Genomic DNA, 21,627 nt, shown 5'->3' on the forward strand with positions numbered 1-21,627 from the left:
ATGTGCGGTCACCACTGCGTGACTCACTTCCTCTCAATCCGCAGTTTAGGATTCTCTGCGATGTTCCCCCTCAGCAGGATCTTCCCCGTCGGCGGGCAAGGCAAATCTTTATTCGCGGCACCTGCTTCATCACTGAACGAGGAGGATCACCTCGTTACAATGTTCCCCGTAACCATCGAAAATGCGGGGGCCTTTGAATGTGCAGTATCGGGCAGACTGAACGTGCGACCCAGAATCGCGTCATTGCGTTGTTCCGAGACGAACTCGGTTACCGGTATCTAGGCGACTGGTCAGATCGGACAACAAACAGCAATATCGAAGAGCAGATTCTTTCTGACTGGTTAACGCAACGCGGGTACACTTCGCAACAGATTGGTAGCGCGCTACACAAACTACGCAACGAAGCAGACAACCCCAATCGCGGCCTCTACGCAAACAATCACGCAGTCTATCAACTGCTGCGCTACGGCGTGCCCGTCAAAACCGAAGCCGGGAAGCCGACTGACTCCATTCACCTGATCGACTGGCAATATCCCGAACAGAATGACTTCGCGATCGCGGAGGAAGTGACGCTGAACGGCGGCCATCAACGCCGGCCAGACCTCGTGCTCTACGTCAACGGGATTGCTCTCGGCGTGATCGAGCTGAAACGTGGAACGGTCAGCATCGGCGACGGAATCAGACAGTTGCTCTCCAATCAGCAGCCGGAATTCAACGCCCGTTTTTTCAGCACCGTGCAGATTGTCTTTGCCGGAAATGATTCGCAAGGTCTGCAATATGGCACAATCGGAACGCCGGAGAAGTTCTTCCTCAAATGGAAAGAAGACGAGGAAGACAACAGCCGGTTCAAGATCGACAAGTACCTGCTCAAGATGTGCCAGAAGAACCGGCTCATCGAGCTGTTGCATGACTTCGTGCTGTTCGATGGCGGGGTCAAAAAACTGCCACGGGTCCATCAGTATTTCGGGATCAAGAAGGCACAGGAGTTCATCGCCCGCAGGGAAGGGGGGATCATCTGGCACACTCAGGGGAGCGGAAAAAGCATCGTGATGGTGCTGCTCGCCAAATGGATTCTCGAAAACAATCCCAACGCACGAGTGGCAATCATTACCGACCGCGATGAACTGGATAAACAAATCCTGCGTGTCTTTCGCGAAGCTGGTGTGATTCCGATCACCGCAAAGGATTCAGATATCCAGGCTGGCAGCGGGAAGGACCTGATGGCCAAGCTCGGGCAGACCACGCCTCGATTGATCTGCTCACTGGTTCACAAGTTCGGTCCTCGGGGCGACAAGAAGAACGACAATGAGTTCAAAGCTTTCATCGCGGAACTGGAAGCGAGTCCCCGCAAGGCTGTGGGCGAGGTCTTCGTCTTTGTCGACGAATGCCATCGAACTCAGACCGGCAGGCTGCACCGGGTGATGAAGGCATTGCTTCCGGATGCTGTGTTCATCGGGTTTACCGGCACACCGTTGCTTAAGAAGGACAAAGCGACGAGTTTCGAAGTCTTCGGCAAGTACATTCACATGTACAAATTCAGCGAAGCGGTCGAAGATGAAGTGGTTCTCGATCTGGTCTATGAGGCTCGAGACATTGACCAGCGATTGGGATCGCAGGCCAAAATCGATGCCTGGTTTGATGCAAAAACGAAGGGGTTGAATGACTGGCAGAAGGCGGAACTGAAGAACCAGTGGGGCACAATGCAGAATGTACTCAGTTCCAAAGCTCGCATGGATCGCGTCGTCGCCGATGTGATCTTTGACTTCAGCGTAAGGCCCCGCCTTTCCAGCGAACGCGGCAACGCGATTCTGGTCGCCGGAAGCATCTATGAGGCGTGCAAGTACTTCACGTTGTTTCAAAAAACACTCTTCAAGGGGAAGTGCGCCGTCATTACGTCTTACAACCCGCAGGCGACTGATGTCAGCAAGGAAGAAATCGGCGCGAATACTGAGACTGATAAACAATTTGTTTTCAATACCTATACCGAACTGCTCGACAATGTGCAGGCTCAGCCGGGCATGACGAAAACGGAAACCTATGAAGAAGCGGCCAAAGACAGCTTCATCAAGCAGCCTGCCACGATGAAGCTGCTGATTGTGGTCGACAAACTCCTCACCGGCTTCGACGCGCCATCCTGTACTTACCTGTACATTGACAAATCGATGCAAGATCACGGGCTGTTTCAGGCGATCTGCCGGACCAACAGACTGGATGGCGACGACAAGGATTTCGGCTATGTCGTGGATTACAAGGACTTATTCAAGAAAGTCGAAAAAGCCATCGCGGTTTACACTTCTGAAATCGATCAGACCGCTGAGGGAGCTACTCCTGACGTGATGATGCAGAGCCGGTTGTCCAAGGGGAAGGAACGGCTCGATAACGCCATCGAAGCACTCGCACTTCTCTGTGAGCCGGTGAAACAACCGAAAGGTGATCTCGAGCACATCCATTACTTCTGTGGTAATACAGAAATCGCAAATGACCTGACAGAACGAGAGCCACAACGAGTTCAACTCTACAAAGGAGTCGTTGCTCTTGTTCGGAGCTATGCGAACATTTCCGACGAAATGAATGACGCTGGCTACAGTGATGCCGACATCGAACGCATCAAAGGAAAGTTAGATCGATATCTCAAGATTCGCGACGTAGTTCGCATGGCGAGCGGTGAAACTCTCGATTTAAAGCCCTTTGAAGCAGACATGCGGCATCTCATCGACACTTACATCGAAGCCGATCAACCACGCACAATTTCCCCGTTCGAAGGCATGGGGCTCCTCGACCTGATTGTGAAAACAGGAATCGCAGACGCGATCGCTCGAAAGCTGGGCGGCCTCCACGGAAATCGAGATGCCATCGCCGAAACGATCGAGAACAATGTTCGCAAGAAGATTGTTAAGGAACAACTGACGGACCCTGCATACTATGCAAAGATGTCCAAGCTGCTCGATGAAATCATCGCTGCGAGGAAGAGCAAGGCAATTTCATACGAGGAGTATCTAAGGAAGATTGCAGACCTCGTCAAACAAGTGAATGCAGGTCAGTCAGAGGGTCTCCCGTCTACTCTCGACACCCCTGCGAAACGGAAGCTTTTCAATAATTTGGATCAAAATGAGGACCTCGCTCTCCAGGTTGATGCTGCGGTCCGAAGCGTGAGACCTGACGACTGGCGAGGGGTTCAAGCCCGTGAAAATGTGATCAAGAATGCCCTGTACGAGGTGCTCCAGGACGTCGGCGAAGTTGAACGTATCTTTAGCATCGTCAAAGCCCAGGGAGAATACTGATGCTCCGTCAGTTTCAGCTTGGCGAGACACAAGTCAATGTGGAGTTCAAAGACATCAAGAATGTCCATTTGAGTGTACATCCTCCGGAGGGAAAGGTCAGGATCGCGGCGCCCAGAAAGATGAAGCTGGAAACGGTTCGGCTCTTCGCGGTCGCCAAACTCGACTGGATCAGACGGAAACAGAAAGAAATTCTTTCGCAGGAACGAGAGTCCGTCAGGGAATATCTAGACCGGGAAAGTCACTATGTCTGGGGAAAGCGATACTTATTGTCGGTCTCGGTACGACAAGCTCCGCCAGAGCTTTCTATTAAACACAACAAGTTGTATCTAGGCATACGCCCCGACACGTCCGTGCCTAAACGACAGGCGATTATTGAGAAGTGGTATCGAGACCAACTCAAACAGGCGATTCCAGACTTGATCACGAAGTGGGAGCCAATTCTGGGAGTAAGAGCATCCGGGTTCTATGTGCAGAGAATGCGAACACGCTGGGGAAGCTGCAATCCAAATTCCGGAACAATCCGACTCAACACCGAGCTGGCCAAAAAGCCACGAGAGTGCCTGGAGTACGTCGTGGTTCACGAGTTAGTTCATTTGTTGGAGCCCACACATAACGCTCGGTTTGTTGCCTTGATGGATCAGTTGATGCCGCAGTGGCAGGAAACCCGAAAACGCCTGAATCGGCTACCGATTCCTGAGTCGCCAAACTCAGCGTCTAAATGTTCTTCCGACGAGCTATGACTATGGCGGTTTTGTCATTGACCTATCAGGGAATTGAAAGAACTGCGGCTGCTTCGTGAAACACCAGGGAGGGTTGTTCATGAAAGCAAATTCGCGGGATCGACATGAATGTGTTCTGGCGGCTGTTGATGCCAGGGAAGGGCTGGGAAACAGATCGGACTCACTTTCGTGTCGGCTTTCTTTGGATTACCCGGATGGTCGGCAACGTAAAGAATTTGGAACTCTGGAGGTCCAGACGTTTCGCTGTAGCTGTAAACGCATCCTCACGGAGGCCCAACACCGACAACTCGCCTAAATAGCGTCACAAGGCAATCGGAGTGGTGTTTCCCACTGGTTCAGGTACAAAACAGGCTTGGTCTACGCTGAGGAGCGTGTACCACCACTTCCGGAGGACCCAAACCATTGAGAGCGGTGTCCAATTCAACGCGCAGGAACGCAAGATGCTTTTGCAGGCCTACTGCTCGCGAGCCGATGTTCCGATATCTTAACGGACACGCGTTGCCCTGCTTCAAGCTGACGGTCCTGCGGACGGGGCGCAGTCCACTCCTCGGGAGTTTGGATATTTTTGTTCCCGTTGGTTGTGTGAGACGCTGATTCATCTGCTGGCATTTTAAACGGGTCTGAGATTGAGCATCGAGATGATCGGCAGGGGGCTGTATCGACGGGGCATGGTCTGGCGTCGATCTCGACCGGTGGTCGGTCCGGTGGATCCTGAATACCTCGAGACATTCCAGCGGATTAAGCAATTGTTGCAATCCCTTGCCCCAACGAGGTGGCTATCTTTCAGGATGAAGTGGACCTGAACCTCAACCCGAAGATCGGCAGCATGTGGATGAAGAAAGGTCAGCAGGCCGAAGTGGTCACACCGGGGAACAACCGCAAATGCCATGTGGCGGGCTCGCTGATCTGGGGAACCGGCACGCTGTTAGTGAGCCCTCCCCGCTGGCGCCGAAACACCGTTCAATTTCTGGCTCATCTCGACACCCTGCGTTTCCGATTGCGGAGTTGCCGGAAGATTCACGTCATCTGCGACAACGCCAAGTTCCATGATTCGCACGCGGTGAAAGCGGATCTGCAGAAATGGAGACTCCGGGTTGAAATTCACTTTCTGCCCAAGTGCGCCCCGCAGACGAATCCTAATGAATGAGTCTGGTGGCACCTGCACGAGACAATCACCAGAAACCGCCGCTACCAAACCTTGGAAGAACTGATCGACCAGGACTATGAGTGGTTCGAAGTGAACAACAACCACTACCTCGACATGCGACACTCATTCGCCAAAGCTGCGTAACGCTCACTCCGATCTGGGGGAGGCCTAACTTAGGGCCTTAAATGAAGAGTGATGTGGCGATGACTGAAGTTGTATCGGTTTTGTATGGCGGGGCTTGTTGGATTGCTGAAATATTGAGGTTAGTATACTGGTTTGGATCGTCCCTCAACTGTGATGTCTTGCCAGGACTGCGAACTGGTATTGGTTTAATTGCAATGACTCCGTCGCTGTAATGAAGTCGCCTGAGACGAGATCGACCATGGACTTACGCAAACCCAGCTTTCTCAGTTGTCGACCTTCCAGTGTTTGTGGACGCTCTGACACATTGGCCAAACACAGCACGGAGTGAGTAGGCGTGGTTCTGAAGTATCCCAGCACGCTTAAATTGTCGATTTTTACAAACTTTGTTTCGGCATTGCTGAAAACGACATTCTGCTGACGCAACTGGATCAATCGCAATAAACCTTGATGAACCCTCCCTGGGACTGTCGAACTGTCGTTTCTTAACGCTGCTCTGTCCCAGTCAAATCGACCTCGGTGCAACCAGCGAGTGTCGCTCATCTTGTCGTCAAAGTTCTTGAATGAGTAATCATTCAACATGCCGATTTCGTCACCCAAATAAATCAAGGGGATGCCTCCTATCGTCATGATCACTCCATGAATCATCATGATCCGATCAATTGCCAGATGGATCAACTTGGGGTCATTTTGCTCGACAGCTTGTTCGAGTCCGCATAAGGACGCACATGTTCCAGAAACCCGTGCGTCGCCGGTGAGGCGATCCTCCTGGAATGGCATCCCTCTGGCATAAGACCCTTCATATTGACCGGTGAAGAAGGAGGTTAGAAATCGACGGTGAGCTACAGGATCGAACTCGGCTGCAATGACATCATCATTGGAAAACGCCCAGCCGATATCGTCATGACACCTGATGTAATTTACCCAGTCGCAATCCTTCCCAATGTGAAACTGCCGCTCCATCGAGGTGTGGAAGAGTTTTACTTTTCGGGTGGCTAGTGAATTCCACAGTACGGTCATTAACTGTGGATTGTAGGACAACTGACATTCGCGGGGGCTAATGTACTTTTTTACTTCGTCCGGATGAACAATGGCCTCAGACTTGAAGAGCAAGGCAGGTGCTGCAATGCGGACTAGCGAATTGAATGCCTGGATAATCCAGTGGGCCTCCGGAAGGTTCTGACAGTCTGTACCGAGTCTTTTCCAGAGAAACGCCACAGCGTCGAGGCGAAGTACTTCGACTCCGCAGTTCGCTAGGAATAGCATTTCTTCCAGCATGCGGTTAAACACAACGGGATTCTTGTAATTTAAGTCCCATTGGTAGTTGTGGAATGTTGTCCAGACCCACTTGCTAATCCGGCTTACATAGGTGAACGATCCAGGATGTTCATCGGGAAATATTTCAGGTAGCGACTGTTCAAACTGATCCGGAATATCACGGTCATCAAACATCAGATAATAGCCTTGGAACTCTTCTTCTCCCTGCAGTGCAGCCAAAGCCCAGGCATGCTCATCTGATGTGTGATTGAATACGAAATCGATAACCAGACAAATTCCATGTCGTCGAAGTTCGGTTGCGAGTTGCGACAGATCGTCGATCGTGCCAAGTTCAGCTCGAATCTCACGGTAGCTGCTAACGGCGTAGCCTCCGTCGTTGTCACCTGCAGGTACCTTGAAGGGGGGCATGATGTGGAGATAGGTGATCCCCAACTCTTTCAAATATGGCAACTTCTCCCGCAGTCCCTGAAGATTGTCGGAGAACAGGTCGGTATAGCACATCGCTCCAACCATTCGGTTCGACGTGAACCAGTACGGGTCCACTTCACGCTGAGCATCTAATGCCTTGAGTTCTCCAGGCCGCTGCATCCAACTCTGTGCGGCAGAAGTGAGGATTGCTTCCAGATGGAAGAAGAAATCGTAGCTCTCTCCGTAGAGTGCCAATAGTCGCTGAAACAGGAATGAAAACTCTCGCTTCAATCTTCGGATAAAGGCATCTGCTGCCGTTGGATCTTCCGATGTCGCGAATAGTTTTTCGAGTCGCGGGAGAAGCCTGTGCAGCGCTTGCTCTTCACGTTTAGTATTCGTTTCAATCGCCCGCGGCGAGAGTCGAGGGTCCATGCCGTTTCACCGGAAGTTGCTTCAAGGAATAAAAGAATGAGGATTGGTCATTCGCTCATCAGATTCACGATATGTTCACCTGATTTGCGGAACCTGAATCAACGAGCCCGTAGTGCTGCAGACCTTCGATTAAACCATTTGCATAGTGGCCCTCGGCAAAATAGACCACGTGCGTGGAGTTCTTCAGAGATTCCAGCTCATAAGAATAGTTCCCAACCACGATGCCAGAAGTTCTTCCGCTGAGCATGTCGTAGTCATTCCCTGAATCGCCGCCGGTGGCAATATGCTCCAGTGGAATGTTCCACTTCTGTGATAGATATCGCACGGCCTTTCCTTTAGTTGCCCGGTGCGGCAATACATCAATGAAACGGTCGTGAGAAAGCACGAGACTGTAAGCGGAGCGGGAGGCGTCCAGCGCCTGCTGTATTTCCTGGAGTGCTTCTGGACCGTCTTTCTCTGCTGTCAGGTTGTAACTGATCTTAAACTCACGCTGCGCAAAATTGTCTTCCTGTAGCTGTATCCAGTCGAAGTCAGACAATGCTTTCCGAATCAAATCTGGGAACCATTTGTGCCGGAGTCTCGCTTTCCAACTATTATCCGGACGAAGTTCTCGTCCGTAATAGATCTCTGTTCCAACTGCTGCGATCACGACGTCAATGTCGTCTATTCCGTAACGTTCCAGTATTTCCTCGATCAACTCGGGTGACCTTCCGGAAGCGACGCCAAAAGCCAGTGTCTCACGGTGTTCCTGCAATAGTTCGATAAATCGCTCCAGTGCTAGGTCGTCACCAATTAAGGTGTTGTCGATATCGGTTATAATCAACGAGTTTACATCCCGCAGCCGTGAATCAATGGACTGCTTGCGTCGCCGAGATCCCAACATGTCCGATGCTTCAGTCAACTCTTTCAATGAGGCAACGTAACTTTCACAATGCGATTTCCAGCTGTAGTGTTTAGGAGTGTGATTGACCCCGTTGTTAGAAAGTGCTGTCCACTTCCCGCGATCTGTTAACAGTGTGAGCAAGGTATCTGTCAGAGACTGCTGGTCGTAGACATCCACCAGAAGACCACTTGCACAGTTCTTGACGATATCTTGAGGACCTCCATTCATGGTCCCGACAAACGGCAACCCTGTGGCAGCTGCCTCGATGAACGTCAGTCCAAACAGTTCGACAAAGGCTGTGTTTGCAAAGACCCCGTGACCAGCGGCGGCAATCCGATAAAGTTCCGGGACTTCAAATTCTGAGTCATGTTCTTTCGGGATCGCCATTTTTCCGTACAGATTATATCGGTCCATCATCAGTAAGATGTCTGTAAGGACTTCCCGTTCGTTATCTGGCATCACTTCGATGTCTCGTCGGATTCCCGCTAGTATGACCAAGTTCGAGATGGACTGCAGCGGAAGAGATTCTCCGTATGCCTTGATGAGTGCCTGAATGTTCTTACGTCGGTCCGGGCGGCAGAGAGCGACAATGACAGGTTTCTCAGGAGCAAACAGAAACTGCTGCAATGCCTGCTCCATATGCACACGAGCCTGTTTGAATTTCTCGGAAATTCCCAGAGGGTTGATCTGATACTCGTAATATGGAAAGAAGCGATTGAGATCTGTCCCCGGCGGGATCACCTCGATCCGGCATTTCTCGTTACGAGGATACTTACAATATCCGGTGTCTTTCTCGTGGTGGGTACTGCAGATGACAAGGTCGGCGGCCGCCAGGCATTCCTGTTCCACATGAATACGGTGGTCAATGGCCAGCACGTCATTGCATTTTTCACGGGTCCAACCTTCCTCAAGCAAATAATCCAGCTTTGGCTTTCCCAGTGAATGCCCTGTGAAGATAAACGGTACGCCGAGCGCAGATGCCATTTCCTTGGCGATGTAACCCGCATCCGCGTAGTGACCATGTACTACTGCAGGTGTTAGCCCCAGCTTGCGGGTATAGCTCAGCATTCGGTCGACATACTCGTCGACAAATGGCCAGATCTTTTCTTTGCGGTGATAACGACCACCGCCGCATGAGAGCCGAACGATTTGACAGTTCTCAGAGATGAATTCGATCTCTTCGCTGTAATCCGGGGAGATCCGCTTGTCTCGAATTTTTCGAGTGAACAGGTCAACACGAGTGACACCGGGAGTAGCAGCGAGTTCCTTGGCGAGTTCAATGACATAACGAACTTGCCCGCCAGTGTCAGCATCACGTCCCATTTCAATATTCTGACTTCGAACCAGACCATGAAGACTGATGAGCTGGATGTACATACGTCGGAGACCTTCCGATGGCGCGATCACTCCAAGGAGAACGGCGTAGATAGTTGGTGAATCCGCACTCTTACGTAAGCGGAAGAGGCAGACATACACCGGTGAGCCACCTCTCGAAGATCGATCGCGGACTGTGCACTGCAGAAGCGGCACCGACGACAAACCTTCAGCACGAGGCAGACTTACTGCCTCATGATTCCACTTAAGTTGGAACGGTTGTTGAATCGAACTCCCCACTATCAGGGAATTCAAGATGATTCCTTATAGGGTAGTGGATTGTGCTCAGCTGTGTAGGAAAAGTCTGATTTTTTTGAAATTCAAGCCTGATAATTCCTTTTTCTTCGGCATGACCGGTATGCAGTTCTGAATAGCTTCTCCACGGAACCAGAGTGAGCGTTAGCGGATTTCGTGAGGAAGTGGCGCATTTCGAAGTCATGGTCGGTATTCACTTCGAAGCATTCCTACGTCTGTTCGATGAGTTCTTCCAAAATTTGGCAGCGGTGGTTTCGAGTGACCGTCTCGTTCAGCTTTTACTAGACAAAACCCATCCGGTGCAGGTTTCGGCGGATGGTTTCGCCACTCAATCGCAATCGGCTTCAAAGGACTGCAGGTCAGCAAAAGTTTCACACGACGAGCGGGAGCGGAAATGTCGGAAGTCTTGGGAGTGTGCTGAGTCACCCAGCAGTGTTCCTCCTTCGCGCCAAGGAGAACCGCTCAATCCCGAAGAACAATCGTTCCGCCGCACGCCCGCTCCCAGTTGCCGCAGGTGACCTACAATGTGGTGCTCGTCGAAGAAGTCCACGGTCCCGGGGGACGGCAGCGATATTCACTGGCTGTTGATCACCACACTGCCTATCAAAACGGCGAAAGCGATTGGGCAGATCTTGGACTATTATCAGTCCTGCTGGATGATTGGGGTTTACTTCCGCACGCTCGAAATCGGCTAAAAGTTGAAGAAATCCAGCTGGAAACGTTGTCGCGTCTGAAGAACTGCCTGGCCTTCTACAAGATTATCGCCTGGCGGGTGATCTTTGTGACACACCTGAGCCGTGAGTCCCCCCAGGCGTCCTGCGAAGCAGCGTTTTCCAAGGCGGACTGGGAACCAATATGGCGGGTCGTCAAACACGCTCCGCCCCCCGCATACGATGTGGATCGACGTGCGACGCATGCTCGACTTCGCCCGCGCTTGGAAAGCGTTCGAACTGAGGCAACAGAAACTTGTGTATAAACGACAGGTACTTTAGTTCTAGATTGAAATCTTCGGCTTCTATCACAAAGTTCTTGGGCTACGGGCCGGCCGAAACCGAATCTGGGCTGAGGTTCTAGGTGAAATCCTGTACCGCCATGTTCCCCGATGCGGGACTATGAGTAAGTCCAGGTCGACGAGCCACTGTACCAGAGTTGCCCTCACCAGGGGACACAATGGACATTATCCAACGGTCTCAGCATTCTGCAGCAGCTGCCAGCTGTCCTCGTTGGGAGCGAACAGGGGAGCGCGCCCATGTCTCGGAATTGTGTGCTGCAGTGCAGGAAGCTAGTCTGGCGGGGCAGGTGAAGTAGCCTAATGTCGACCTGGGGTATACCGGCGAGAAGGCCGAAGAAGCTGCCTCGGTCGAAGGAGTGGAACTCCGAATTGTCAAACTCCCGTTCCCGAAGCTAGGGGTTATCCTCCCTCGTAGCTGGATGGTCGAGCGAACATTTTCCTGGCTGGGACGATCTCGCAGACTGGCATATGACTAAGAACGGCTGTTCGACGTCCTGGCCGGTTGGCACTGGGGGGCCATGGTCGCCCTCCTACTCAAATACGCACCATTAATCACGTAGAGTTCACAACAGGGCTCTAAAGTCTGTTGTCGATTCGTGCTGAGTTGGCCAAGTGAGACAACTCCCATTTATCACAGCCATTGCCAGTGGTAAAACATTAGAAATCCTCGTGTTGCGTCGTTCTCTCGCCACGCAGCAGGCTATTTGAGATTCTCAGTCTCACTTTCTGCCACAAACCGAAGATGAGCAAAGTCTGCCACACCTAGGCCCAGTGGAAATCTCATCCTTAGCTGTTTTCAGGAAATCTCATCCCCGGCTGGGGCTACGCTTTTTGGCTGATATCTGAACGTGCTCGAGTGTTCTTCTGATGCAGTCCTAAATTTGAAGGAGAATTGCGCCATAATATATGAGACACGGGAAACTTATTTTTCCGATCGTCTCCTTGGCCATTTGCAAATGCCACCGACTCAATTCGTTCCCTTTAGAAAGGAGAATCTGCATGCAAAAGTCCCGTACTCGTCGTGACAGGACGCGAATTCCGAAATGCCCCCTCGATTCAGCTCGCGAACAGCCTACGCCGACTCCGCTTCAGATATTCGCCAAACGGTTGGGAGAGGCCATTGGCAAAAATTTGGCGACGCAAGAGCAGCAATCGCGGAGTTCTCACTGCAAATCAGGTACGTGAGCCATGCCGGGGATCGTGCTGCGTCCACAGAGATTTCCCGTGTTACGAATTTAACCGCTTTGCCATGCGTTGTCGGACGCGCTTCACGGTTTCGGCTTGAATCCTGCCTCGATTTTTAAGCTTCTTGTCCTGGAAAAACGTAGCAAATGCCTCGTCCAGCTTCCCAATGCTTTTACGCAGATCCTCTCCATATCGTCTTTTCAACGCCAGCTCCTGGTACAGAAAGAGCTGAAGCATGTCACTGTACCTCGCCACACCGAATTTCTGATGATCTCGCTGATCCAGCCAAGGTTTGACATGTGTGGACGACAAGCCAACCTCCTGCTGCACCAGTTGATTCACTTTCAGATCCTTATCGATCAGCAAGTACCAGGGAATAAAGAGCGTCACCCCGACATCCGGTCCCAGTGCCTGAATCTCGTTCAGCGACATGGTCGCCACGGCGGGGCTCAGTGGGATCGGAAGTTCCCATGTGACCATGCCTTCCAGGTTCCACTCTCGATAGAACTGCATAAAGTCGCTGAATCGTTCTTGTTGCTCTGCGCCGTTCGGATTCAGGCAAACGCCAAATGTCGACTTGGGAAGCTGCGGAAAGCCATTCTGGGGCGTCACGGTGGATGACCACCTCGTCTGCAATTCCCGGCATCTTTCCTGGTACGGGGAATGAGTGACTAGCCAGCCAACGAATCCTTGAGCTCGCAAATTTAGCTTCTCTTGTAGTTCCAGCTTCTGCTGGTGGTAACGGGCTATTTGCAGTCGGGAACGCCCCTCGCTCAACATCGTTTCCTCGAGAAGTGTCTGGATCTGCGCGCTGGTTTGCTGATGCCTCTGGCTGATTTCATCGCTCGGCAAGGGATGAAGATGTCGCAGCGGCGGATAGGAAAACAGCTGCCCCAGGAATAGTCCGGACGCAGGCAGCTGGGCCAGACTCTCTTCAAAAGCGAGTTCTTCCCGACTCAGGAATTGGGGAGCATGCTTCTGGATGGCCTGAATGAGTTCACGGGGAAGGGAATAACACACCTCTTCCCAGAGAGCGTCGTGTCCTCTGTATTTCTGCATGAATTCATCAAGAGAGGTGCCATCTGTCGGCATGGTGCGCCAGTGCTTTCATGAATTGGAGGAACTGGTCAGATGGAGGGAAACGAATTCCAAAATGTTTCACTCGTGAAATGCAGGCGAAATTTGGAAGGTGGGGACGTCGGTCAACCATGAGGTCTGAAGACGTCACTTCCACTCACTTTTCGCAGATCCATGAATTCGCCCCTCTCATCTCAGCCAGAGCCGCACGCTGCGAGCAATCCCCACTCGCGACGGATGGTGGCTGCTGAACTGCTCGGCAGTCACACGCATGTGACGACGAATGGCATCAGTGTCACAATCAGTCAGCGCGATGGCAAGCTGTTAGCCCGCGGACGGTGGGAAGGGAAGCAGTTTGGACAGACGCTGGGTGCCGATCCCCGAGTGGCAGCCTCCGAACTGAGACGGTTATTAGTCGAAATCGAGAGCGGAGCCTTTCTGCCGCCGAGCGAAAGTCGTCGCAGGTTGTTGCCGAGTGTGGGAATTCCGCGTCTGACATTTCGGCAACTCTGCGATCAGTTCCTCGACGAGAAGCGGCAACTCCGTGGTAGGAACACAACGACCGATTATCTGAATCGGCTCCGGCCCGTTCTGGATTTCGCCGAGCGGCAAGAGAACCTTAGAAAGTGGAAGCTCGCCCGAGATATCAACCGCGAGTTTGCCTTGGCGCTGCGAGATTACCTCACGCGTCGGGAGACGACCCGTAATGGCCGGCCAGGTGCGTCTGTACGGCGAATGTCACTGCGACAGGTGCAGAATTGCCTTGAGACTGCTCGCATGGTGTTGGCCTGGGCATTGAGAGCCGAGGTGCGGAAACTGCCCCCGGAATTTGTTCAGCCGATCACGTCGGAGATCATCGGCGGTAAGCCACCAAAGGACCCGCTGCGGCCCGTGCTGGTTCCCCTCAACAAACGCATCGAGCTGATCGAAAACATGGATGACTGGCAACTGCTGACTTTGAGTTGCCTCTCGATTCTCCCTCTTCGATTTGAGGATCCGGCACGCCTCCTGATTTCCGATGTCGACTTTTCCAGAGGAACACTGCGTCTGGGAAGTCACTTTGGCGGAGCCGACTGCAACAAAGGGAAGGTGGAAGTCACAATGCCGCTCCCTCCCGAGTTGGTGAAGGTGTTTCAAATCTGTGTCGGTGATCGAAAGGATGGTCCCCTGTTTTTGTCACGGAACGCATGCGCCAACCCTGAACGTTTTCAGACGTCGTGGAATTCTCCGGACGATTTGCAGCGTGCCTTTGAAGATCGGTTATGTCAGTCGAAACGCCCAATCAACAACCCGCAGGATCGAAAGATTCTGTATTGCCAGCTCATGAAGGATGACCTCGGCGCGGTGTCTGCCGACCGCGTCGGCAAGGAGATGAAGCAGTTGTTTCGCAAAGCGGGATTGCGAGGCGTCCGGCCTTACGAGATTCGGAGTGGAGTGACTACGGAAATGGCTCGTTCTGGCATGTCGCATCTGGAAATGACGTATCTGACTGAACACACAGTCAAGGACATCATGAATACCTACACGGCGCTCGATCCAGTCGCGGCCATGACACCCTATTTCCGGAAGATCGAACCGTTGCTTGAAGTCCTCCGTCAACGGCTGGAGGACTTCAAGATTCCCCCATTCCCATTGTCCCCTAAAGGAGGTGTCGATACGATCGTTATGAGGCAGGCACCAGCAGCTCCGATTTCTCAATCTGCAGTGGTGCACAGATGGTGCACAAATGGTGCACCAGTCGAATCTTTCCAGGCAAATTGCAAATCAACTCACTGAAACGTAGCACTGAACGTAAGTGCTGAATTATCAACAACAATCGCACCAGAGCAGGTCGGTTCACAGGCTCAACAGAACATGAAAATGGAGGCGGGCGGAGAGTCCCCCCCTCTCCGCTTAATGATTCTGCATAGATTCGCAAGTGTTTATTCTGAAACAGCTTGCGGAGTTTTGAAGCCTGAAAAATCGACCTCCTAGTGCACAGATGGTGCACAACCCGTGCACGGGAGGGTCGTATGGCTTCGCGGAAACGCAGGCCTGTTCGTCAACGGATCGGACAGGTTTCTCTCTACCCTCACCATGGCTCATGGTGGATTTATTATCGTGACGGAACTCGTCCCATCCGGCGGCGGGTGGCCGACTCTGAGGCGGAAGCTAGGCAGATTGCAGCTCGCATCAATGCAGAGCTGACGTCGTCTTCACCGACACTGCTGACGTTTCAGCCGATCTCGATTTCGGAGCTGCGGGACAAGTTTCTGCAGCATCATGAGCATGTCCTCCGTTCGTCTGTGGCGACAGTGCGGCGTTATCGCTCCGCAACGCAACACCTGGTCGATTTCGCTGGCGACCTCCCCGCTCATCTTCTTTCGGCGGGACGGCTCACCCGATTATTCTGCATTTGTTTTATCATAAATTTAAAATACGGCAGCATACCATCAGCGTGCCGACGACGAACAGGTTAACCAACGACGCAAAGCCCCATTACCTCGATCCACCATCTTTTAGTGAATCACCAGGAATAATTGTGGCCCTTCTCACCATCTTGTCTGAGTCAATATCGTAAACAGACACCTTCTCCGGGACATCTACCTTGAACTCAGAGTCATCAATGAAATGTCCGACATTCCAGGACACGACCTTGAGTTCTTGACGAAGCTTTAATCTCCCATTTTCGTCGAATTCTTTCACTTCCGAATGGAACGGTAGCGAAACTCCATTCTGCTCTTTGTACTGTGAATGTATTTCTACAATGACGTTTCCACTTGGACCGGATCCGATGTATTTATAAATGAATTGAACTGGGCTCTTCAGCATCCAGAACTGGTTTTGAAATCCCGATTTGTTTCGAATTGCAACACACAACGCATTCTTGCCTCCGATATCAATTGCAGAATCATCATACTGAATTGAATAGCCATACCGAGCGTCGCGGTCGACGTATCGTTGCAATGCGTCAATAAGTAGCGATGTTCCGACGATATCATCCGGCAGTGGAGGCCCTGTAAATTTGGACGGATCGTTTGAAATGGCATAGATCGGCTGTCCCGTTACTTCATCTGTCTGTAACTGGTAGGTGACGACGCGATTACCGTCATATGCCGTGAAAAACTGGGATGCCCCAAGATCGTGTTTCTTAACTCCGATGTCAGGCAACAACTTGTCAGCACGATATCTTTGATATCGCACAACCTTCTTGTCACCTTTCTGCAAGTAGCCGACCCTTGTCTCAATGATGGACGACGATTCCTCAATGACATTGTATTTCACATGTAACGACTGTCGCTTTTCTCTTTGCGACTTGATGCTTCCAATCAGGGTTTTAATTTTCTCTTCGTTTGAAATCGAGACATCGTCGGCGATTGACAGGCGGTCCATGATGGCCAATGGAACAACAACCGCATAAGCCATTACCATTATAACATAACGAATATATCTAGATGTCGTTCCAGATCCCCAGCCAGCGTGAAAACCACCTCTAATGATTGTTTTCATGTTTCACCTGTGGCGTTGTTTGCTCTCGGAAAAGCGTCTGGGGCATTTTAATGCACCGTGAAATGGCATCCTGCGCTCAACGGGTCAAATGAGGTAGCCCGGATGATTGTACCTTGAAGCAAGTCGAGTGATCGAATTTTTGATCTTTGACAATCTGGTCAATTCCATTGTAGCGAGGTAGATCGGCCCGATCGAGACCCATTACACATCTGAAGTTCGCCTCAAGTAGCTGTGTATTTGCAGACAACGCTTTACTCGTGCTGGGATGTGCTCGCTGGCTCAACCCAGTCTAAAGAACTCCGCAACTTGCGGGGTCTGTGGCAGGAATATGAACGTCGAGAGAAACGTACTCGACCCGACGATCCTTGTAGAAGAAATGGCTATACGACTCGGGAAGAGTAAAGGACATCTTCACAACACATTCGCCTGCAAAGACCACGAGAAACGCTGGCATGATCAAGCGAGAGCAATCCGTGAAAGCGCGGACCGGTCGCCGAGCAAGAAACTCACTGAGCTTCTAATCAAAGAGGCAAAAGTGATCGTTCAAACAAGAAAAGTTTCGAAGCCGAATTGGAACCAGCACCTCGTGCTAATTCAACGCTACCATCTTACTCATAAGGCACAAGCCGCCCGTCGTGGGTGGCTTGTGATTTTTTTCGATGCACAGTCAAGTCAGTCAACGATTTGTTTCGAATCCGCGTTCTGATTGGACTTGCCTTGGGCTGCTGCAATCAACTCAGCCTCGAGCGCGGCAAATCCACCCGGCAAAGGTACAGATGACAGGATCTCTTTGCTTTCCCATTCGAACCCGGAATGATTTCGGTAGCGTGTGATTTTCACAAGGTTCTTCGTGGGGATAGGCTTGCCCCCTTCAATTGAGTCGGAGACCGGATTAATGCCGTAACACTCTTCGACACGGGTTGAAACAACCGATGCCGCCTGTTTGAAATATCGTGAGCAGGACGGTTGCGAGACGACGAGAAAGATCAGAAACAGCCGAATACGTGCATCTTGCAACATGTTGACACCGGGCATTTTGGGACAGAGGGAGCGAGGAAAGTACCGCTCAGAGCAATTACTGTCGAGGGGGCCTTTACGTCAGGCAATCAGCACACATACGACATGTCGCAAAGACGCCGAAAATGCCCCGCATATCATCACACTTGCATCTTTGATGTCGATAAGACTCCAATTGCGATCGGGAGCGGGATTCTCAGGTAACGTCGGCTGGCCTTGATTATCATTTCATCGCCACGCCAAACCCGGCGTGCACGCCTAATGAATTGGTGCGTCACGATCCTACATGTCTGTAACACATTGCATTGTCGGATGATCGGTTCTGTTGACGAAATCCGGAACGGCAAAAGCAAGCGAGTCTCAGTGAAAGCTTGGTTTGGCATTATCAATGCAGGTTGACCATGAATTGAAGGACAGTCCTTCTAGACCGGTTTGGTCTCATCATGTGGCCGCGCAGCAGCCTTCCCGTTGGGAGAAGAAACTCCCCTCTGCTCGATTGGAGAGCAGCTGAATCCTGCGTACCAGAGACGCGGCATGATTTCTGGAAATGCTCTATTTCAGGAGAATTCGCATGAGTTTTCGACACGAGGCACCAACTTCGCCTCAGATCTGGCTTGTTGTTGCGGATCGATCCGCCGCGAGGATCTTCCAGGTATCAGAAGCCGATCCGATCAGCCTGCAGGAGATTCAGACGTTGATTCACTCTGAAGGGGCCTGTCGGCCTCGGGATGTCACAACAGATCGGACAGGACGATTCATCGGCTGGAGCGGCCAACGGGGAGCAGGTTATCCGGAAGTCGATCTCCGCCATCTCACCGCGACCGAATTCGCCGCAGCGATTACTGACAGGCTGGAACAAGGGAGATTAGAAAACGCGTTTGGAAAATTGATCATCATTGCCCCCCCTTTACTTCTCGGAAGTCTTCGGAAGTCGTTTCCCGATCTTTTGACACGAATGGTCGTAGCAGAAGTCAATCGAGAGCTCGTCCACGCGACGCCAGCGGAACTTTCCGAGTATGTGCAAGAGGCGCTAACAAACAAGAGCGAAGAGTAAGTCAACGCATCATGAGCCTCGACAATTCCCCTGCCAGCCGACCACAGGAAAATTCATCAAGTTCGATAGAGCAATTCTCGAAAGAGTGTCGTGTCTCTGGCTCTCAGGGTTCAGTCTTTCCCCTATCGAGCAGGAGCGTGATTCTTGCCGGGTACCCCGACGGAGGCGGAGATTTTGGGAGCCACTGCTCTGTGAGCAGTGCAACCGCGGATGAGGTGACATGGTCGAGCAAAACCGACAACCCGAACCGTGGATTAGAAGGGAACGCCGGTCGATTGACAAGCGGGGACGCGCCCACTTCCGGGAGGCGGATATGACACTGACCTGTGGAATCAGCGCCAGATCAACAACATCATCGATTACATCCACGCCAATTCTATCCGGAGAAGTTTCGTAGAAAGATCGACCGACTGGATCTGGTTGAGTGCTGGTGTTCATGCCGGAATTTCAGGGGACCTTTAGAAATCGATCCTGTTTCCGTGGATTGAGTCATGTTCAGTAATCCGCCCCACTCGATGTTCGGCACCGCTCACAGAGCGGTGGCACGCACTTCTAATCTTAACCCGGGCACCCGGCACGCACTTTTAATCTTAACCATGGTATCCGGCGAGGCATGCATGCAAGTAATACTTCCGAGGTAAATTTACACATGGCGGATTCGATAGTCGTGACATCCTGTAGCCCAAAGGACGTCAGTCGTTGGATATCTCAGGAAGCTATCGCCTCGTTGCCAGATGCCGAATGGCAAGGCCTTCCTCTTGACGAAATATGGAAAAGGCTTTGCGCATTGCCTCACGATCAATTTGTCTTCAAATTCGATTGCTTCTGGGGTTGTGATCTGTATGAACTGAAAAAAGCAAAGAGGTATGAAGAATTTGTTCAATCTATTATTTTCGGATCGGCAAAAATCCATTGCGAGACGGACCTTGCACTTATTTCTCCTGAGCACGTCGTCCAAGTCGCGTGCGACTATTTCGTGGAAGAGCTTGGAGAAGGCATCGAGGCGGTTAACAAAGCCGGGAATCTCATCATAAGAAGTTTTCATTTGTTGGATTACGACACTGGCATTTTTAAGCGATTTAGGTTTCCCTTTGACCTGAAGTCAATATTGCTCCTGTTTTTGAGCGGCTTCTATCTCCTGGCTATATTGTCAGTGGGGTTCTTGTCTCTGTTCTGGCACATTCCGATCGTTTTCTCTGTTTCAGTTATGTGCTTATTGTTAGTGGCCACTCTCCTAACTCTCTATGCTGCGAATTTGTATTACTGGAGTGATCTGCATCAGCGACATATTTTCATTAGCCATAAGGCGGAGCTAGTGCGACTGGTGGTGTCACTATTGGAGTCTCGCGGTGGAGCAAGTGGGACAAGATGATCGACGAGCCACAAGAATCGAACGCTGCCTTTTAAGCTGATGAGAAATCGTCAATCCTCAGAACCACCAACAAGATTATTGAGTTCACCTGTACAAAGAACACAGAGTAAGACTTCAGGGCGTCGGACCAAGTTTTCTGCGGCTCGCTTTGCATCAAAGAGCACTTAACCGTTAGAGTACGAACAGTCTGTATTCACAACGGAACCACTCTTTCAGGCCAAAGAGAAGCTCATGAGATTACCAGTCTGGTGTCGCGACATTCGGTTCGATTCTATCGGTCTTTCTCTTTCTCGCAGAACTGTTCTCGGTGCACTGGCACTCACGATTCCGACTGCGATCTGTGCAACAACGCTCTGCAATTCCGCCTTGGCAGCTGAGCCCAAGCAAGGGGATGCGAAACAGGTCAAGCTCAACGACAAGACTTCGCTTGAGGTGGTCTATATTCCACCAGGCGATTTCATCATGGGCAGCTCCGCTGAAGAAAAAAAGTGGGCAGTCGGCGAGGAGGGCGGGGCTAAGTTTTCTTCAGGCGGAGGAGTGCGTGAAGGATACGAAGGCGAGCCGCGTCCAATGCGTGTGAAAGAAGGATTCTGGATGGGACGAACCGCGGTCACCATCGGTCAGTTCCGCGCTTTCGCTGATGCAACCAAGTATGTCTCCGACGCAGAGAAGCCCGGCGGACACACAATGTGCTTCGATCACAACTGGACTCCTGACCCGAAAGATCCAGGAAGGCCGCCACACCCTTGGGTCACGATGTCAGACAAGAGTTGGCGAGACTCGAATCATGGTGTGCCTCATCGTGAAGACTACCCTGTCGCTTGTGTCAGCTACAACGACATGAAAGCGTTCTGCGAATGGCTCACAAAGAAAGAGCAAGAGGCAGGAACTCTACCGAAAGGGCTCGTTTACCGACTCCCAACAGAAGCGGAATGGGAATACGCCTGTCGAGGAGGCCGCAAAGACAGCAGCTATTTCTGGTGGGGAAATAGCCTGGAAGATGCGAAAGGGCGGTTGAACATCTCTGCGATGGACAATCTTCCAGGTCGGGACTACCCATGGTCAGGTGCCAAGCTTCCCTGGAAAGATGGATACTCCATGGTCTCGCCTGTTGACCATTATGGAGAACGGGGCCGCAACGGATTCGGGCTGGCTGACATGTGCGGAGGCATTTGGGAATTTGTCATCGACGACTTCGATCCAGCCGGCGGTCATGAAGAAGTTCGTTACCTTGATCCAGAAAAGAAGACTGTATCGAGACCAGTTTGCCGCGGCGGGAACTTCTACGATGTCCCAGGAAATGCGCGATGTGCAGTTCGACTGGGAATCCAGTCCGTCACCTACTCGGACTCCAGAGACGGTTTCCGTATTTGCCTGGGATCTCCTCGCTAACTGAGGACGTCCGAGGACAAGAGAACTCCATCAATGAATGGTGGCGAAGCAGCAGGCAAGAACCTGTCACTTCGCCACCAATTTCATTTA

The 21,627-nt window shown here is 51.6% G+C and carries 15 protein-coding genes; 8 read left to right on the forward strand and 7 right to left on the reverse strand.

What is annotated here, in order from left to right; translation table 11 throughout:
* Positions 1-197 precede the first annotated feature (197 nt).
* From SH527x_RS09885 to SH527x_RS09895, 3 genes are all read left to right on the forward strand, one after another.
* The gene (locus SH527x_RS09885; protein ID WP_437194493.1) at positions 198-3,281 is read left to right on the forward strand and encodes a type I restriction endonuclease subunit R; all 3,084 of its coding nucleotides are present in this window, start codon (positions 198-200) and stop codon (positions 3,279-3,281) included.
* A complete protein-coding gene (locus SH527x_RS09890; protein ID WP_437194494.1) occupies positions 3,281-4,021 on the forward strand; it encodes a M48 family metallopeptidase in 741 nt (246 codons plus the stop codon). The genes SH527x_RS09885 and SH527x_RS09890 overlap by 1 nt, the downstream gene beginning before the upstream one ends.
* A 772-nt stretch (positions 4,022-4,793) precedes the next feature.
* Positions 4,794-5,168, forward strand: a complete 375-nt coding sequence (locus tag SH527x_RS09895; RefSeq protein ID WP_437194495.1) for a transposase — start codon at positions 4,794-4,796, stop codon at positions 5,166-5,168.
* Positions 5,169-5,456: 288 nt separating this feature from the next.
* Here SH527x_RS09895 and SH527x_RS09900 read toward each other — a convergent pair whose 3' ends face one another.
* Together SH527x_RS09900 and SH527x_RS09905 are read right to left on the reverse strand one after the other, a co-directional pair.
* Positions 5,457-7,427, reverse strand: a complete 1,971-nt coding sequence (locus SH527x_RS09900) for an amylosucrase (RefSeq protein ID WP_437194496.1) — start codon at positions 7,425-7,427, stop codon at positions 5,457-5,459.
* A gap of 64 nt (positions 7,428-7,491) precedes the next feature.
* The gene (locus SH527x_RS09905; protein ID WP_437194497.1) at positions 7,492-9,840 is read right to left on the reverse strand and encodes an HAD-IIB family hydrolase; all 2,349 of its coding nucleotides are present in this window, start codon (positions 9,838-9,840) and stop codon (positions 7,492-7,494) included.
* Between the two features lie 623 nt (positions 9,841-10,463).
* Between SH527x_RS09905 and SH527x_RS09910 the strand changes: the two genes are divergently transcribed.
* A complete protein-coding gene (locus SH527x_RS09910; RefSeq protein WP_437194498.1) occupies positions 10,464-10,634 on the forward strand; it encodes a hypothetical protein in 171 nt (56 codons plus the stop codon).
* On the opposite strand, the gene SH527x_RS09915 is transcribed toward SH527x_RS09910, so the two are convergent.
* Positions 10,631-10,855 (reverse strand): hypothetical protein, encoded by a 225-nt coding sequence (locus SH527x_RS09915; RefSeq protein WP_437194499.1) that lies wholly within the window; start codon positions 10,853-10,855, stop codon positions 10,631-10,633. The two genes, SH527x_RS09910 and SH527x_RS09915, sit on opposite strands and share 4 nt — an antisense overlap.
* 1,323 nt (positions 10,856-12,178) lie before the next feature.
* The gene (locus SH527x_RS09920) at positions 12,179-13,195 is read right to left on the reverse strand and encodes a hypothetical protein (RefSeq protein WP_437194500.1); all 1,017 of its coding nucleotides are present in this window, start codon (positions 13,193-13,195) and stop codon (positions 12,179-12,181) included.
* A gap of 192 nt (positions 13,196-13,387) precedes the next feature.
* Between SH527x_RS09920 and SH527x_RS09925 the strand changes: the two genes are divergently transcribed.
* Positions 13,388-14,989: a tyrosine-type recombinase/integrase gene (locus tag SH527x_RS09925; RefSeq protein ID WP_437194501.1), complete on the forward strand. Its 1,602-nt coding sequence runs from the start codon at positions 13,388-13,390 to the stop codon at positions 14,987-14,989.
* A gap of 702 nt (positions 14,990-15,691) precedes the next feature.
* Here SH527x_RS09925 and SH527x_RS09930 read toward each other — a convergent pair.
* From SH527x_RS09930 to SH527x_RS09940, 3 genes are all read right to left on the reverse strand, one after another.
* Positions 15,692-16,624, reverse strand: a complete 933-nt coding sequence (locus tag SH527x_RS09930; protein WP_437194502.1) for a hypothetical protein — start codon at positions 16,622-16,624, stop codon at positions 15,692-15,694.
* A 367-nt stretch (positions 16,625-16,991) separates the two neighbouring features.
* Positions 16,992-17,156, reverse strand: coding sequence for a hypothetical protein (locus SH527x_RS09935; protein ID WP_437194503.1), 165 nt, complete (start codon positions 17,154-17,156; stop codon positions 16,992-16,994).
* Between the two features lie 218 nt (positions 17,157-17,374).
* A complete protein-coding gene (locus tag SH527x_RS09940) occupies positions 17,375-17,722 on the reverse strand; it encodes a hypothetical protein (RefSeq protein WP_437194504.1) in 348 nt (115 codons plus the stop codon).
* Between the two features lie 568 nt (positions 17,723-18,290).
* Between SH527x_RS09940 and SH527x_RS09945 the strand changes: the two genes are divergently transcribed.
* From SH527x_RS09945 to SH527x_RS09955, 3 genes are all read left to right on the forward strand, one after another.
* The gene (locus SH527x_RS09945) at positions 18,291-18,773 is read left to right on the forward strand and encodes a host attachment protein (protein WP_437194505.1); all 483 of its coding nucleotides are present in this window, start codon (positions 18,291-18,293) and stop codon (positions 18,771-18,773) included.
* A gap of 649 nt (positions 18,774-19,422) precedes the next feature.
* A complete protein-coding gene (locus SH527x_RS09950; RefSeq protein ID WP_437194506.1) occupies positions 19,423-20,145 on the forward strand; it encodes a hypothetical protein in 723 nt (240 codons plus the stop codon).
* A 231-nt stretch (positions 20,146-20,376) separates the two neighbouring features.
* On the forward strand, positions 20,377-21,537 hold the full coding sequence (locus tag SH527x_RS09955; protein ID WP_437194507.1) for a formylglycine-generating enzyme family protein: 1,161 nt from the start codon (positions 20,377-20,379) through the stop codon (positions 21,535-21,537).
* Positions 21,538-21,627 lie beyond the last annotated feature (90 nt).

The sequence above is a fragment of the Planctomicrobium limosum genome (assembly GCF_051465645.1).
Lineage (GTDB): Bacteria > Planctomycetota > Planctomycetia > Planctomycetales > Planctomycetaceae > Planctomicrobium.